Raw genomic sequence first — 13670 nt, 5'->3', positions numbered from 1 at the left:
GGACCACACTCGGCCCAGATGCGCAGTTAAGCCACCGTGCGATCATGTGTCTGCTTCCGTCGTAAATACGGTGAGAGGGATATCGCTGTCGAAATGCGACGCGACTATTGTTGCACACAGCACTGCGACGCCGTTGATGCCGTCGCGCAGTCCGGTTGATTGTGGCCGGTCCGTGGAAGATGTGGTTGGGGGCCGGTGTGTTTCAGATCGCAACTGCTGGGGTGCTGTGCGAGCAGGCGTAAGTGGTGGTCAGAGGTCTGGTTTGGGCCCTTTCTTCCGAAGTTCGGCATTGCGCTCAATGGTTATTATTCGGAAGATTAAAACTAGAAGATGTTGAAGGATGAGCCCAAGTGAATGATAAGAATATGAAAACCTTTATACTCAGAGCTTACATTTGACTTGGCTGATCCTTGCCCCGCAAACTAATGGGCAGCACAGGGTTTCTGTCGCTTTGGGGCTTTCAAGCAAATGGCCCAACATCGACGCCTATCAAGCTTTCAACAAGGGGGACCTCGCAGGCCCGCCTGTCACGGATAGATACCTTCCGCTGACACGAAACCCGGCAACAGTGTCCGCGGAAATTGTCCTTCCTCAAGTGATGACAGTTATTGCGCAGGACCCCGACGGGAAACGTGACCGAGATTTCGATGGGCCATTGCCCGATGCTTTGGTTGGCCCCAACAATAGCTGGTTTGTTTCACAACGTGTCTATGATCTTGTGATGCATCGCGCCGAAAACGCAGTCCGATTTCAAAAGGTTAATTTGGAGTTCGCGCCCGGCAGGCAGTGCGCGGGCAACTGGTATTTAATGGTGTTTCAGCAATTCGCCGATGTTATCTTAGAGGATCGGTCCAACCTGCTATGGGTCTATAATAGCCACGTGACTTGGGACAAGGACCCAAGCGAGGGAGCGCCGCAGCTTTATGCATATCGGCAGTCTGTGGAAGGGCTTCAATTCTGGAGTGGTGCCATGCACCACCGTGCCCCGCCGTGCAATGCTGCCTCGGTCGGTTTTACCTACTGTTCCGACGACATCATGGATGGTATTGTCGCTGAAAAGATCACGGGTTTTGGACCGTGTTACAAGGTCAATCTGATCGAATCCAATGACACAGGCACTATTGCACCCCGTGCACCTGCTATTGCGAAAGACGTTTCGGTTGAAACGGGTGACAGTTGGCACGTTCTGACGATGACGGCACAGCATTTTGGCGGCGTTGTGCGGAACCCTGATCGAACGGGTACGTCTGATACCCCCGTAGAAATACGCGTACCAACGAATGAAACTCTTCCAGATGTGTGGGAAATGGAGCGGCTGTTGATCGTTTCCGCACGGGCCAGAGCCGTATTTGAGGCCCATGCCGCCCGTGACTGTACATTCGTTGATATCAATTGTGTTGCTGATGAGGCGGGCCAAACCTCTGTTGCTCCAAACACATATTCTATACTGACAGCAAAAATCCTTCGGCCTTATGCCCTAGAACAATCATCTGGGATGCGTGTGGGATTGCATTCAAACGGGACAATGACACTCACGATGAACAGCGGTGGTATGGTCGTCAATGCAAGCATGACGGGTGATTGTGTGTTCTGGAATGAAACACTGCCCAATACAGGTCATCCCCGATACATCTGCGCTGGCCCATTGATGCAAGCGCTTAAGGCCGCAGAAATTACAGGTTTTGAAAGCCACCATGCATATCAAGGTATCGCTTATCAATGAGAGTTTTTCTAACTGATAGTAGCTATTGCTAGCGCGAGAATATGATGCCCTCCATCACGTCAGCGAATTAAAAGCCGCCCTTGGCGTATCCGCAGCGAAATCTCACTTCGTCCCGCAAAGCGCCCGTTTGCGACTTATTGTGTCGCGGCGCTTATTCATCTTGCACAGTTTCCAGAGCGTCACCGTTGATGTCGTCGCGCAGCCATGTTGGTTCCGGCCCATCGGGAAGGGCGTCGCTGGGGGCAGGTTTGGTTCAGGCGCGATTGCTGGGGTGTTTGTGCGAGGTGGCATAGGGGGCAGAGGTATCATTTGAGCCTCTTGTGTTCGCTGCCGCGGGATGCGGAATGTTCCGGCTAAAAGTCAGCGGCTGTCATTGTTTTTCCAGCGCCCGATGTCAGGTGCATGTGCCCAATCAAACGCTCTTTCGGTTGCGCCATTATTATTGAAATACGCAAGACGCTCCATCGCGTCCTGTGGTGTAATTGTTGTCCCTTGCGGAACCCACCACATGGCGAAATGCATCTTCTCCATCACGTTAAACCACTCTTTTCTGCGCCTGAAGAAGCTCATGTGGACTGTACCCCAGACAAATCTTTCAAGACTGGGTAAATCTTGCCAGATCGACGTATTGAAAATGATACGTTCATCGACGTCGACGCTTGTGTCCGTCGCATTTCCTGAGGCATCTGTGTACCGCCATACAAAACCGTCCATCCGATCCGCGATAGCGTTTACCTTGTCGATGGCATCAACAAATGGCGCAACGAGCGGGTCGCCCGCAGGTTTTTTCAAACAAGCGATGTTAACCTCTGCAAGCTGCCAGTCCGGATTTGGTTTTTCGAACGTCTTCATGGTTGCCTCAAATTTCGGAAATATGGTTGTCTCTGTGTCGGTAGATTAATTCGCATCAGAAGGTTTTTCTTTGCGGTTTTATCTGACTTTTGGGTGAAAGATGGTGCAAGTATTTCTATATTTCTTTATGAGAGGTAAGAAATTTCTGAGAGGGGATGCATCGTGTCTATGACTGTTCAAGACCTGGACGCCGCCGATCGGAGGATTTTGGATGCCCTCCAGTCCGACGGCAAGTTGAGCAATTCGGAAATTGCTGAACGAACGGGTATGTCGACCTCGCCTTGCTGGCGACGCACCCGTCGGCTTGAAGACAATGGGTTCATTCAAGGGTATCGCGCGACCATTGACAGAAATAGGCTTGGATTGGGTGTCCTCGTATTTGTTCTGGTTCAGATCGACACGCATTCGGAAGCAGAGGCCGCAGCTTTTGAAAAGGCAGTTGCGTCCTTTCCTCAAGTGGTCAGTTGCTTTTCGGTTGGTGGAGGCGCGGATTTTTTGCTTCAAGTGGTTTGTCGAAACCTTGACGAATATGCGGAATTTTCGATGACACAAATTCGGCGGCTGCCAGGCATAAAGGCGATGAGCAGTAACTTTGTGCTGAAAGAAATCAAACCTTTTGAAGGCTGGCCGGTTTCGGCAAGTTAAACAAAGGGCTGTCGACTGAAGCCATTTGCGCGCGAACGTTCTTTTTTATGGCAATGTCCGTTTAAAGCACCCGGCCAGAGCGGTCATCTGTGATCTTTGGAACATGTTGTGCTGCTATTGAGTGCTCTGAGGAATATTCCTTGGACTTAGGTTTCTTTCTTAATAGATCAAAGCCTCTGCAGACAGTGAGATATCTTGTGGGTACAACCGCTTTTCCCGGCCAGTCGGGTGGTGAGTGTCGCAGACGGCCAGACCTTGCGCCAAGCGGCTGTTTCTGCGGGCGTTGATCTCGACACCGACCGCTTGATTGTGGGCATGCCTGAAAGCTGTTTCTGAAATCCCAAGGGCCAATTTGGGACCAACTACCCCGTTTGCTGCGAAGCGCCGGGGCTTTTTTTATCGCAATTCAAAAGTGCTTGTTTAGCCAATCTTTCGTCCCTTTGATCGCTTTTGTAAACTGTGGACGTTTCGAAAACTCGATAACCATTAGCTTGTCGTCGTCGTCAACATATTGGGCCAAGTGATCCTTAACTTCCATCGTGGTATTATCCGCCGAAAGTAACCACTGCGAAAGCTGAACTTTCACCGTATCAAGGTCTTCAAGTGCACCAATGAGTGCAGCGTAGTCCTTATTCTTAATCAAGTCGTATGTAACGGAGAATATAGCCATTCTTATCGGTCCCTAAATTAGTAGAATCATTACTTCATAGTAGCACAAAAGGGGAACATGTCGAGGTGCGAGCCAATGGCTTAGTGATCTATTGAGGTGTCGCTTCGAAGCTTCGTCACAAGTTCGGCCATTGCCGCAGTTAGGCCCGAAGCGATGCGCCAAACCTGAAAAAGTTCTTCGTGAAGTTCTTCCAAGTCGGCAATCATAGCGTCGCGGCCTTCGTCGGTCTGTATCTTGAAGTTGTGCCGTTCATAGAAGCCGTGGTTTAGGCGGTTCCGCGCCTTCAGGGCCGAAGCAAAACGTTCCGCTAAATGTTCATCGAAAGAAACTTTGTCCTTAAGAACACCAAGCAACCGTCCAAGCGTATGTGCTTCGATTTGGTCAAGTGCCTTTCGGGCGTTCACCCGGTCGGGCTTCACATGCCAGCCGTTTTCTATCGCGCTAACCGAAAGCAACAGCGTTCCCAATTCTGTTTCGAAAAGCTGCGCGGCTTCGGCGGTTATCCCGAATTTTGCATAGAGTTCGTCGCGTGTTGCCATGTCTGTCCCTATCACGTTTTTGCGATCATAACGGGCCGGCATGCATGCGGGCACCCTGAAACCACCGCGCGAAAACTGTCACTACATCGGCAATAGAAATCCCTAGCGGGGAATTTATCAAATGATATCAAGGCGTATGGCGGAGAGACAGGGATTCGAACCCTGGGTGGGCTTGCACCCACAACGGTTTTCGAGACCGCCCCGTTCGACCACTCCGGCACCTCTCCGCGGGGGGTGGCGCTGTCCTAGTGCGAGACATGGTACGCTGCAAGGGGTAATCCGGAAATCCGCTCAAATACTGCATCCCGCCGCAAGGTCTTGGAAAAGTGGTGCGTCGTCCCTACGCTTGGCCCATGACCCAGACAAGGAATGCCCCCATGCGCCGTCTTGCTGCCACTTTAGTGGCGTTCTCACTCAGCCTGTTTGCGGCACCTGTTCTGGCGCAGCAAAGTGAAAACGAAAAACTGGACGCGCTGTTCACCGCGCTCGCGCTGCCTGAAATGTTACAGATCATGCGTGAAGAGGGGCTCGTTTATGGTGATGCCATGGCGGAGGACCTGTTTGGCGGGCAGCCGCCCCGGCGCTGGTCGGCGGTGGTGTCGGATATTTACGATGTCGACAGGATGACAGAGACCGTCCGCGCAACTTTTGGTGCGGGGCTGGAGGGCGATGATATCGACACGATGCTGGATTTCTTCACCTCCGCGCCCGGCCAAACGGTCATTACACTCGAGGTCGCCGCGCGCCGGGCCCTGCTGGATGATGCCACCGATGCGGCCAGCAAAGAGGCAGCCGCCGTGGCGATGGTGGATGAGACCCCGCGCTTTCAACTGGTCCGCGATCTGGTAGAGGCGAATGATCTGATTGAATCCAATGTCGTCGGGGCGCTCAATTCCAATTATGCATTCTTTATGGGGATGCTTGACGGTGGTGCGATGCAAGGGGGCGTGACCTCTGAAACGGCGTTGCAGCAGGTTTGGGGGCAGGAGGGGCAGATCAGGGTCAGCACGACTGAATGGATCTATGCGTTCCTGCTGATGGCCTATCAGCCGCTTTCGGATGATGACCTTGAAATCTACACTGCTTTTTCCAAAACCGACGCAGGGCAGGACTTGAATGATGCGCTGTTCACATCGTTCAACGATATGTTCGACGATCTCTCGCGGGCGCTTGGGCTGGCCTCGTCACGTTTCATGGTCAGTCAAGAGCTATAGGACGGGTTGGCTTTCGATCTGATCGGCGTATGCTGCGCGCAAAAGATCACAACGAAGGAAAATGCAGTGTCCCTTGCCCGAACAGTTCTGAGCACGGTGTTTTGCACCAGTCTAATTGCAGCCTGTGATCAGGCCCCTGCCATCGGTGCCGATCCCGCATTGCCGCTGGATGATCCACGCCAGGAAACGCTCGTTCTGGCGGAATGCGCGATCTATTTTGCGGCTGAACAAAAGCTTGCGCAGGACGGACAAAGTGCGAAGGGCAGTATGACCGCTAATTGCCCCGAAGAAGCGCGGGCGCGTCCGGCAGATATCAATCCTATGGTCAGCGTGCCCTCGATCACGCCGGGCTATCCCGAAACATTGTACCAGCGCATGATCGCGCGTGGGATGCCGCAGGCGTTGGCCGATGATGTGGCCAAATCGCGGGCGTTCTGGAACCTAGTCGCCGCGCGGGATTCCGTTCTGCTGCTGTAAGGGCAGGGGGCGGCTAGCCCCCATAGACCATCAAGGCCGTGACCAGTGCGCCGGGGTTGCCTGCATAAAGCCCCATATCACCCTGCAACTGGGTGATGCGCGCTGGCCGCTCATCCGCGGGAATGCGGGCCGCATTCATTGCCTTGGTCAGGATCGGGCCACCGCCTGCGCGGATATCATTGCGGATGCCGTCGAAATTCGCTTTCACGATCAGTTCCACTTGCCCACGCCGCTTGTTATAAACAGCATTGCCGATGGCTGTGGATACGCCGCTGACCGGCAGCATCAGCGGATTGCCGATATGGCTGGGCTCCTGCGTGCAGGCGGTCAGCAGGATGAGGGCGATCAGGGTACTGCGCATGGGGTTTTCCACCTTCTTTTGGCTTGACTTACAGGGCCATTGGTCACATAAGCCGCCATCTCAGCAAGGGTTTTGCTGGGACTATTGCGAAATTACGCCCAGCGGGCGCGCAGTCCACAGGTACCAAACGCCGGTTCATCCGGGGCCTCAGAGACGCGGAAAACGAAGGAAAAACATATGTTTGCGGTTCTCAAAACCGGCGGCAAGCAGTATAAGGTCACATCCGGTGACGTTCTGCGCGTCGAAAAGCTGGCAGCAAATGCTGGCGACAAAGTTCAATTCAACGAGATTCTGATGGTCGGCTCCACTGTGGGTGCACCTTTGGTCGAAGGCGCTGGCGTGCAAGCCGAAGTGATCGACCAGATCAAAGGCGAAAAGACCATCAACTTCGTCAAGCGTCGCCGGAAGCACGGCTCGCAGCGCAAGAAGGGTCATCGCCAGCAATTGACGCTGGTGCGGATTGCCGACATCCTTGAAAAAGGTGCGGATAAATCCGGCGTAATGGCGGCTGTATCCGGCGCTGGCGTTGTCGCCACCCCGGCTGCAAAGCCTGCGGCAAAGAAAGCCGCCCCGAAGAAAGCAGACGCAGCCCCCAAAGCTGCCGCACCAAAAGCAGCCCCGAAAAAGGCTGAAGGCGGCGATGACCTGAAACAACTGTCAGGTGTTGGCCCCGCGCTCGAGAAAAAGCTGCACGAAGCTGGCGTGACGACATTCGCCCAGATCGCAGCATGGACCGATGCGGACGTTGCTGATATGGACGAGAAACTGTCTTTCAAAGGCCGGATCGAGCGTGAAGGCTGGATCGCACAGGCCCAAGAACTGACTAAAGGCTAAGGAGAGACCAAATGGCACATAAAAAAGCAGGCGGTTCATCCCGTAACGGGCGCGACTCAGCTGGTCGTCGCCTTGGCGTGAAAAAATTCGGCGGCGAAGTTGTGATTCCCGGCAATATCATCATGCGTCAGCGCGGCACCAAGATGTGGCCGGGCATGGGCGTCGGCATGGGCAAGGATCATACGATTTTTGCAACTGTCGAAGGGAATGTACAATTCCACAAAGGCCTGAAGGGGCGCACCTTTATTTCTGTGCTCCCGCTCGCCGAGGCAGCAGAATAAGCCGAGAACCCAGGCACTGACATTTTTGGGGATCGGCTTTCAGGCCGGTCCCCTTTTTATTTTTTAAAAGAGCCCGGTCCGCCATCCCCATATTCGGGGCGTCAGTACAAAGCGATAGACTGGATGAAGACAATGACAACGATTTGTAAGGATCTCGGATCAGGCACCATGCCGTGCAGGCTGGCAATATCTGGCCGGCGAAATGGCCCTTATCTGGTCCGCAAGTGGCGAAGCTTCGCCGCTCATTGTCACATTTTAGCCTTGCGGATGTGGTTGATAAGATTGTGCCTTATGGGTCCGGTTATGGCCCAGCAATAACAACAGCATGCGCCTTGGCGGCATAGCGCCCGCACACAGGCAACGGCCACAGTGCCCACATATTATGTTCGCGCAGGACCCTTCTTAAGAAGGCGATGCGTTTTAAATAGTGAATGAAAGTACCCGACAGCAGATGGGCACGTTTCGAGGAGGGAAGCGATGAGACACGAGGATATCACAGTGCAGGACACGATCACCGCAGATCGGTTTATCATGCGCCCATGCCGCAAGTCAGATGCTGGTCTGATTGCGATGTATGCGGCTGATGACCGTGTGGCACGTGGCACCCGCGCGATCCCGCATCCGCTCCCGCCCGGCACGGTCGAGGCGATGATCGAACGCGCCAGCCAATCTGGTCGGGTCGAAGATATCTGGGTCATTGACGGGTCAGGCCATGGCCATGCCGAAGCCTTGGGGCTGATCAGCCTCGAATGGATTGAACGTGACCAGTCCGAAATCTTCTTTTGGATTGCGCCTGCCTTCTGGAACACCGGTTTTGCGACCGAAGCCGTGGGCGCCCTGATCGCGGCCAACCCGCATAAGGCGGATCGCATTTTCGCCGAGGTGTTTCAGGACAACCCCGGTTCGGCCCGTGTTCTGACGAATTGCGGCTTTGATTATCTGGGCGATGCAGAGGCATTCTCGGTCGCCCGCGCTGCGACGGTGCCAACATGGACATACACGCTCAAAACGGAAAAATGACTGTCCCGGACTTGCGGACGCCACGGTTAACCCTGCACGCACCCATCGCGCAGGATGCCGCTGTCATTGCCGCATCGTTGAATAATTTCGCGATCAGCAAATGGCTCAGCAGCGTCCCATATCCCTATGCCGTGTCGGACGCAGACTGGTTCATTGGCGAAGTCGCGCAAGGGCGGGTGAACGCTTGGGCGATCTGGCAGGATGACAGCTTTCGCGGCATGATCGGTCTGGATACCTTTGGTTATTGGTTGGCGCAGCAGGCTTGGGGGCAGGGCATCGCGACAGAGGCCGGGCAGGCCGTCATCGCCCACCACTTCACGACGAGTGACACAAAAATTCTACGGTCTAGCTATATGGTGGGCAACACAGCATCCTGTAACGTTCTGACAAAGCTGGGTTTTCGCGATGTTGGCGATCACATGCTGCCTTGCCTGGCGAGCGGCGCAGATATGCCGGCACGGCGTATGGAACTGACCCGCGCCGATTGGGATGCGCGCCCAAATGACTGAAATCACCTATCGCAATATTGTCCCAGACGATCTGAATGACCTGCATGAAATCATGTCGCATTGGTCGGTTGTCCGGCAGTTAGGCGGCTGGCCGTGGCCCGCTGATCCCGCCTTTACCAAAAGCCGCTGCAAAGCGTTTGCAGGGAATGGGTTTGTTTGGGGGATCTGCCAAAACGACCGGGTGATCGGGATGGTCGGCGTCACCAATGCGGAAATTGGCTATGTGTTGCACCCGGATTTTCACGGGCGCGGGATCGTCTCGCGCGCGGCCCGTCATGCGTGCGATCACGCATTCGACAAAGATGGCTGCGCAGAAATCAATGCCTCCACTTGGGGCGATAATCCCGGTTCGGCCCATCTGCTGGGTAAACTTGGCTTTCGCCATTGGCGCACAGGCTATGAGCGTAGCAAAGCGCGGGGTTATCCTGTCATCACGCATTACTGGCGCCTGACCCGCCGTGACCGGGATAGCTTGAGAGTGCAGGCAGATTAAGCTATCGCAGCCGTCAAACAGCCAGAAAGCCAAAAGCTATGAAATTCCTCGATCTTGCGAAGGTCTATATCCGGTCCGGTGGCGGTGGCGGCGGCTGTGTGTCGTTCCGGCGCGAGAAATTCATCGAATATGGCGGCCCCGATGGCGGTGACGGCGGCAAAGGCGGCGATGTGGTGGTCGAGGCGGTTGAAGGGCTGAACACCCTCATTGATTTCCGCTACCAGCAGCATTTCTTTGCGCAGAACGGTCAACACGGCATGGGTAGCCAGCGCACCGGCAAGGATGGTGACGACAAGGTGCTGCGCGTGCCTGTAGGAACTGAAATTCTGGATGAGGACGAAGAAACCGTCATCGCTGATCTGACCGAAGTTGGCCAAAAGATCATCATCGCCAAAGGTGGCAATGGCGGTTGGGGCAATCTGCGCTTTAAAACCGCCACCAATCAGGCACCGCGCCGCTCAAACCCAGGGCAAGAGGCGATTGAACGCACGATCTGGCTGCGGCTGAAACTGATCGCCGATGTGGGTCTGCTGGGGATGCCGAACGCGGGAAAATCGACGTTCCTTGCCGCCACATCGAATGCGCGCCCCAAGGTCGCCGATTACCCGTTCACCACGCTGATCCCCAATCTGGGGGTGGTCGGCATTGACGAGGTCGAATTCGTCGTCGCCGACATTCCCGGCCTGATCGCCGGCGCGTCCGAAGGGCGGGGGCTGGGCGATACCTTCCTTGGCCACGTGGAACGCTGCGCCGTGCTGCTGCATCTGATTGACGGCACCTCCGGTGATCCGGCGGGTGACTACACGACGATTATCGAAGAACTCGAAGCGTACGGCGGCGCGCTTGCCGAAAAACCGCGTATCACCGTGCTCAACAAAATCGACGCGCTGGATGATGAAGAGCGCGCGTTCCTGAAGGAAGAGATCGAAGCCGTCTGTGATGGTCCTGTCATGCTGATGTCAGGGGTCAGCCGTGAAGGCATCCCGGACGTGCTGCGGGCACTGCGCGCAAAGATCGACGATAACCGGCTGCGCCAACGCAAAGCAGCGGAGGACGCAGAAGAAGACACGCAATGGCAGCCCTGAGCGACGCGAAACGGCTTGTCGTCAAAATCGGCTCGGCCTTACTGGTTGACGCCGACACAGGCGCATTGCGACAGGACTGGCTGACCTCGCTGGCGGCTGATGTGGCGCGGATCAGGGCGCGGGACACGGATGTGACCCTTGTGTCCTCTGGCTCGATTGCGCTGGGGCGCGGGGTGCTGGGGTTGCCGCGCACAGCGCTTGCGCTGGAGCAATCGCAAGCGGCGGCAGCCGTGGGTCAAATTCGCCTTGCACGGGCCTATGAAGAAGCGCTCGCCCCCCATGGCATTGTCACCGGACAAGTGCTTGTCACGCTTGAAGACTCTCAGGACCGGCGGCGCTATCTGAACAGCCGCGCCACAATGGAAACGCTGCTGTCGCTGGGCGTCACGCCCATCGTGAATGAAAACGACACGATTGCGACCGATGAAATCCGCTATGGCGATAATGACCGGCTGGCGGCCCAAGTCGCGGTCACAATCGGGGCGGACCAACTGGTGTTGCTCTCCGATGTGGACGGGCTTTATACTGCCAATCCGCGCGTTGATAGCGACGCGCAACACCTTCCGATCATTGATAAAATCACGCCAGAAATCGCGGCGATGGCGGGCGATGTCGGATCGGCCTTGTCAAAGGGCGGCATGGTCACGAAATTGATGGCCGCACGGATCGCGACCGATGGCGGCTGTGCCATGGCCATCGCGCTTGGCACTGGGGCCAACCCGCTGGCGGCGTTGGAAGACGGCGCGCGCACCACGTGGTTTACCGCGCAAACTGATCCGCAACAGGCGCGCAAACGCTGGATTGCGGCGATGAAACCGCGCGGCACGCTGACATTGGATGACGGCGCATGCGCTGCCCTGACCCGTGGCAAAAGCCTGTTGCCCGCCGGGGTGCGCGCGATCACCGGGACCTTTGGCCGGGGTGATCTGGTCGCCATTACCGGGCCGGATGGTGCGCAACTGGGGCAGGGTCTGATCCGCTATACCAGCGCCGAAACCCGCCAGATCATCGGCCACCACAGTACAGACATTGCCGCCATTCTGGGCTATGAAGGCCGCGCGGCATTGGTTCATCGCGACGATATGGTGCTTTAGGGGAACAACATGAACGATCACGATACAATTGGGCCAATGATGGCGCAGATTGGCGCCAACGCCCGCGCCGCTGCCGCGACACTGGCCACGGCCGGGTCCGAACGCAAATATGCCGCCCTGATCGGGGCTGCCGATGCGATCTGGGAAAACCGCTCCGCGATCATCGACGCCAACGCTGAAGATCAGGTGTTCGCCGAAGAAAAGGGGCTTAGCCCCGCGATGATGGACCGGCTGATCCTGGATGAACCCCGCGTGCGCGCCATGGCCGAAGGGCTGCGTAATGTCGCTGCCCAGCATGATCCTGTGGGCGCAGTGATCACCGAATGGGATATGCCCACCGGCCTGAACATCCGGCGTGTGCGTACCCCTATCGGTGTGATCGGTGTGATCTACGAAAGCCGCCCCAATGTGACGGCGGATGCCGGCGCACTGTGTCTGCAATCGGGCAATGCGGTGATTTTGCGTGGTGGATCAGAAAGCTTTCATTCCGCAACTGCGATCCATAAGTGTTTGCAAACAGGGCTAAAACAGGCGGGACTGCCGCCCGAGGCGATCCAGCTTGTCCCCACCCGCGACCGCGCTGCCGTCACCGCGATGTTGCAGGCGACTGACCATATCGACGTGATCGTGCCGCGTGGCGGCAAAGGGCTGGTGGGATTGGTGCAACGTGAAGCCCGCGTGCCGGTCTTTGCCCATCTCGAAGGCATTTGCCATATCTATGTGGGGGCGACGGCTGATCCTGCGATGGCCCTTGAAATCGTGCTGAACGCCAAGACCCGGCGCACCGGGATTTGCGGCGCGATGGAATGCCTACTGATTGACTGGCGCTTTTATACCCAGCACGGCCCGATGCTGGTCGAGGCACTATTGCAAGCCGGGGTCGAGGTGCGCGCAGATGGCGATCTGGCCAAGGTGCCGGGTACGGTCAAGGCGCAGCCGGATGATTTCGGCCATGAATTTCTTGACATGATCTGTGCTGCAAAGCTTGTGGATGGGGTGGATGCGGCGATTAACCATATCCGAAGCTACGGGTCCAACCACACCGACGCGATCGTCACCGCTGATGATCAGGCCGCGGCGCATTTCTTTGCGCAACTCGACAGCGCGATCCTGATGCGCAACGCCTCCACCCAGTTTGCGGATGGGGGCGAGTTTGGCATGGGGGCAGAGATCGGGATCGCGACCGGAAAACTGCACGCCCGTGGGCCCGTGGGGGCAGAACAGCTGACCAGTTTCAAATATCTGGTCACCGGCAACGGGGCGGTGCGGGACTAAAACCGAGCTGTGATCCGGTCAGACGTGATATCCAGATGCAGGGTGCGCCCTGCTTCTGCGATCACATCGGGCAATAGCGCAAATTGCACCTGAGCGGCACTATGGGCAAAATCATTGCCGGGACGTTTCACGCTGCCCCAAAGATCGTCATTGATGGTGATCCGGGGGCCTTCGGCGGTCAGCACCCAGGCATCGCCGTCAGCGTTGATCTGCAAATCGCCGCCCAGCGGCAGGGCGGTTTCAAAGCATTGCAGGATCAGCAAGGCACAGCGCACCAAGCGACGCTCTTGGTCGCCCTCGATTTGCCAGTAATAGGTAAAGCGCCCACCCTTGGCGATGGCCGTCAGGATCGAAAGAACCTCTGACCGGCCAATCGGTTGCTGCGGGCCCGCCGCACCAAAGGCGATGCGGAAATAGCGGATGCGGGCATTGGCATTCTGGACGCTTTGATTGATCAGCTCCATCTCTGCGCCGGTGTCGCCGTCGGTCAGGGACAAAAGTTCAACACCATTGCTGATGGCGCCAATCGGGCTGATAAGATCGTGACAGATGCGCGATCCGACAAGGAACGCAAGATCAGGTCGCATGGTGTGACCTC

At 56.4% G+C, this 13670-nt stretch carries 17 protein-coding genes and 1 tRNA gene; 12 read left to right on the top strand and 6 right to left on the bottom strand.

Features of this window, described 5'->3' with window-relative positions:
- Positions 1-598: 598 nt before the first annotated feature.
- Positions 599-1723, top strand: a complete 1125-nt coding sequence (locus tag ACJ5NV_RS09750) for a hypothetical protein (protein ID WP_411643487.1) — start codon at positions 599-601, stop codon at positions 1721-1723.
- Positions 1724-2083: 360 nt separating this feature from the next.
- Here ACJ5NV_RS09750 and ACJ5NV_RS09745 read toward each other — a convergent pair whose 3' ends face one another.
- Positions 2084-2575: a DUF3291 domain-containing protein gene (locus ACJ5NV_RS09745; protein ID WP_411643486.1), complete on the bottom strand. Its 492-nt coding sequence runs from the start codon at positions 2573-2575 to the stop codon at positions 2084-2086.
- Positions 2576-2743: 168 nt separating this feature from the next.
- Here ACJ5NV_RS09745 and ACJ5NV_RS09740 point away from each other — a divergent pair, with 168 nt between their 5' ends.
- Entirely contained in the window at positions 2744-3220 is a 477-nt protein-coding gene (locus ACJ5NV_RS09740; protein ID WP_411643485.1) for an Lrp/AsnC family transcriptional regulator, read from the top strand.
- Positions 3221-3626: 406 nt separating this feature from the next.
- Here ACJ5NV_RS09740 and ACJ5NV_RS09735 read toward each other — a convergent pair whose 3' ends face one another.
- From ACJ5NV_RS09735 to ACJ5NV_RS09725, 3 genes are all read right to left on the bottom strand, one after another.
- Positions 3627-3890, bottom strand: coding sequence for a hypothetical protein (locus ACJ5NV_RS09735; protein WP_411643484.1), 264 nt, complete (start codon positions 3888-3890; stop codon positions 3627-3629).
- Between the two features lie 80 nt (positions 3891-3970).
- Positions 3971-4429, bottom strand: coding sequence for a hypothetical protein (locus ACJ5NV_RS09730; RefSeq protein ID WP_411643483.1), 459 nt, complete (start codon positions 4427-4429; stop codon positions 3971-3973).
- Between the two features lie 137 nt (positions 4430-4566).
- Positions 4567-4656: transfer RNA gene (locus ACJ5NV_RS09725), tRNA-Ser, on the bottom strand.
- Between the two features lie 150 nt (positions 4657-4806).
- On the opposite strand from ACJ5NV_RS09725, the gene ACJ5NV_RS09720 reads away from it, so the two are divergent.
- Together ACJ5NV_RS09720 and ACJ5NV_RS09715 are read left to right on the top strand one after the other, a co-directional pair.
- Positions 4807-5643, top strand: a complete 837-nt coding sequence (locus ACJ5NV_RS09720) for a hypothetical protein (protein ID WP_411643482.1) — start codon at positions 4807-4809, stop codon at positions 5641-5643.
- Between the two features lie 66 nt (positions 5644-5709).
- Positions 5710-6120: a hypothetical protein gene (locus ACJ5NV_RS09715; protein WP_411643481.1), complete on the top strand. Its 411-nt coding sequence runs from the start codon at positions 5710-5712 to the stop codon at positions 6118-6120.
- Positions 6121-6133: 13 nt separating this feature from the next.
- Here ACJ5NV_RS09715 and ACJ5NV_RS09710 read toward each other — a convergent pair whose 3' ends face one another.
- Positions 6134-6481 carry a hypothetical protein gene (locus tag ACJ5NV_RS09710; RefSeq protein WP_411643480.1) on the bottom strand — a complete coding sequence of 116 codons (348 nt, stop codon included), beginning with the start codon at positions 6479-6481 and terminating at the stop codon, positions 6134-6136.
- Positions 6482-6658: 177 nt separating this feature from the next.
- On the opposite strand from ACJ5NV_RS09710, the gene ACJ5NV_RS09705 reads away from it, so the two are divergent.
- The 8 genes from ACJ5NV_RS09705 (at position 6659) to ACJ5NV_RS09670 (ending at position 13072) form a co-directional block, all read left to right on the top strand.
- Positions 6659-7315 carry a 50S ribosomal protein L21 gene (locus tag ACJ5NV_RS09705; RefSeq protein ID WP_411643479.1) on the top strand — a complete coding sequence of 219 codons (657 nt, stop codon included), beginning with the start codon at positions 6659-6661 and terminating at the stop codon, positions 7313-7315.
- A gap of 11 nt (positions 7316-7326) precedes the next feature.
- The gene (gene rpmA, locus ACJ5NV_RS09700) at positions 7327-7596 is read left to right on the top strand and encodes a 50S ribosomal protein L27 (protein WP_411643478.1); all 270 of its coding nucleotides are present in this window, start codon (positions 7327-7329) and stop codon (positions 7594-7596) included.
- Positions 7597-8073: 477 nt separating this feature from the next.
- Positions 8074-8616, top strand: coding sequence for a GNAT family N-acetyltransferase (locus tag ACJ5NV_RS09695; RefSeq protein WP_411643477.1), 543 nt, complete (start codon positions 8074-8076; stop codon positions 8614-8616).
- Entirely contained in the window at positions 8613-9125 is a 513-nt protein-coding gene (locus tag ACJ5NV_RS09690; protein ID WP_411643476.1) for a GNAT family N-acetyltransferase, read from the top strand. The genes ACJ5NV_RS09695 and ACJ5NV_RS09690 overlap by 4 nt, the downstream gene beginning before the upstream one ends.
- Positions 9118-9618, top strand: a complete 501-nt coding sequence (locus tag ACJ5NV_RS09685) for a GNAT family N-acetyltransferase (protein ID WP_411643475.1) — start codon at positions 9118-9120, stop codon at positions 9616-9618. Before ACJ5NV_RS09690 ends, ACJ5NV_RS09685 begins: the two co-directional genes overlap by 8 nt.
- A gap of 38 nt (positions 9619-9656) precedes the next feature.
- The gene (obgE, locus tag ACJ5NV_RS09680; RefSeq protein ID WP_411643474.1) at positions 9657-10703 is read left to right on the top strand and encodes a GTPase ObgE; all 1047 of its coding nucleotides are present in this window, start codon (positions 9657-9659) and stop codon (positions 10701-10703) included.
- Positions 10691-11797 (top strand): glutamate 5-kinase, encoded by a 1107-nt coding sequence (gene proB, locus ACJ5NV_RS09675; RefSeq protein WP_411643473.1) that lies wholly within the window; start codon positions 10691-10693, stop codon positions 11795-11797. Before obgE ends, proB begins: the two co-directional genes overlap by 13 nt.
- A gap of 9 nt (positions 11798-11806) precedes the next feature.
- Positions 11807-13072, top strand: coding sequence for a glutamate-5-semialdehyde dehydrogenase (locus tag ACJ5NV_RS09670; RefSeq protein ID WP_411643472.1), 1266 nt, complete (start codon positions 11807-11809; stop codon positions 13070-13072).
- Here ACJ5NV_RS09670 and ACJ5NV_RS09665 read toward each other — a convergent pair.
- A complete protein-coding gene (locus ACJ5NV_RS09665; RefSeq protein ID WP_411643471.1) occupies positions 13069-13659 on the bottom strand; it encodes a histidine phosphotransferase family protein in 591 nt (196 codons plus the stop codon). The two genes, ACJ5NV_RS09670 and ACJ5NV_RS09665, sit on opposite strands and share 4 nt — an antisense overlap.
- Between the last annotated feature and the right edge of the window lie 11 nt (positions 13660-13670).

This window comes from Loktanella agnita (assembly GCF_046640325.1).
GTDB lineage: Bacteria > Pseudomonadota > Alphaproteobacteria > Rhodobacterales > Rhodobacteraceae > Yoonia > Yoonia agnita.
This window is presented reverse-complemented; position numbering and strand designations above follow the sequence as displayed.

What these genes read in the sequence shown, in the direction of transcription:
- ACJ5NV_RS09720 (WP_411643482.1), top strand. Translation starts at nt 4,807, where the DNA reads ATGCGCCGTCTTGCTGCCACTTTAGTGGCGTTCTCACTCAGCCTGTTT.
- obgE (WP_411643474.1), top strand. Translation starts at nt 9,657, where the DNA reads ATGAAATTCCTCGATCTTGCGAAGGTCTATATCCGGTCCGGTGGCGGT.
- ACJ5NV_RS09745 (WP_411643486.1), bottom strand. Translation starts at nt 2,575, where the DNA reads ATGAAGACGTTCGAAAAACCAAATCCGGACTGGCAGCTTGCAGAGGTT.
- ACJ5NV_RS09730 (WP_411643483.1), bottom strand. Translation starts at nt 4,429, where the DNA reads ATGGCAACACGCGACGAACTCTATGCAAAATTCGGGATAACCGCCGAA.
- proB (WP_411643473.1), top strand. Translation starts at nt 10,691, where the DNA reads ATGGCAGCCCTGAGCGACGCGAAACGGCTTGTCGTCAAAATCGGCTCG.
- ACJ5NV_RS09735 (WP_411643484.1), bottom strand. Translation starts at nt 3,890, where the DNA reads ATGGCTATATTCTCCGTTACATACGACTTGATTAAGAATAAGGACTAC.
- rpmA (WP_411643478.1), top strand. Translation starts at nt 7,327, where the DNA reads ATGGCACATAAAAAAGCAGGCGGTTCATCCCGTAACGGGCGCGACTCA.
- ACJ5NV_RS09710 (WP_411643480.1), bottom strand. Translation starts at nt 6,481, where the DNA reads ATGCGCAGTACCCTGATCGCCCTCATCCTGCTGACCGCCTGCACGCAG.
- ACJ5NV_RS09665 (WP_411643471.1), bottom strand. Translation starts at nt 13,659, where the DNA reads ATGCGACCTGATCTTGCGTTCCTTGTCGGATCGCGCATCTGTCACGAT.
- ACJ5NV_RS09685 (WP_411643475.1), top strand. Translation starts at nt 9,118, where the DNA reads ATGACTGAAATCACCTATCGCAATATTGTCCCAGACGATCTGAATGAC.
- ACJ5NV_RS09750 (WP_411643487.1), top strand. Translation starts at nt 599, where the DNA reads ATGACAGTTATTGCGCAGGACCCCGACGGGAAACGTGACCGAGATTTC.
- ACJ5NV_RS09740 (WP_411643485.1), top strand. Translation starts at nt 2,744, where the DNA reads ATGACTGTTCAAGACCTGGACGCCGCCGATCGGAGGATTTTGGATGCC.
- ACJ5NV_RS09690 (WP_411643476.1), top strand. Translation starts at nt 8,613, where the DNA reads ATGACTGTCCCGGACTTGCGGACGCCACGGTTAACCCTGCACGCACCC.
- ACJ5NV_RS09695 (WP_411643477.1), top strand. Translation starts at nt 8,074, where the DNA reads ATGAGACACGAGGATATCACAGTGCAGGACACGATCACCGCAGATCGG.
- ACJ5NV_RS09705 (WP_411643479.1), top strand. Translation starts at nt 6,659, where the DNA reads ATGTTTGCGGTTCTCAAAACCGGCGGCAAGCAGTATAAGGTCACATCC.
- ACJ5NV_RS09670 (WP_411643472.1), top strand. Translation starts at nt 11,807, where the DNA reads ATGAACGATCACGATACAATTGGGCCAATGATGGCGCAGATTGGCGCC.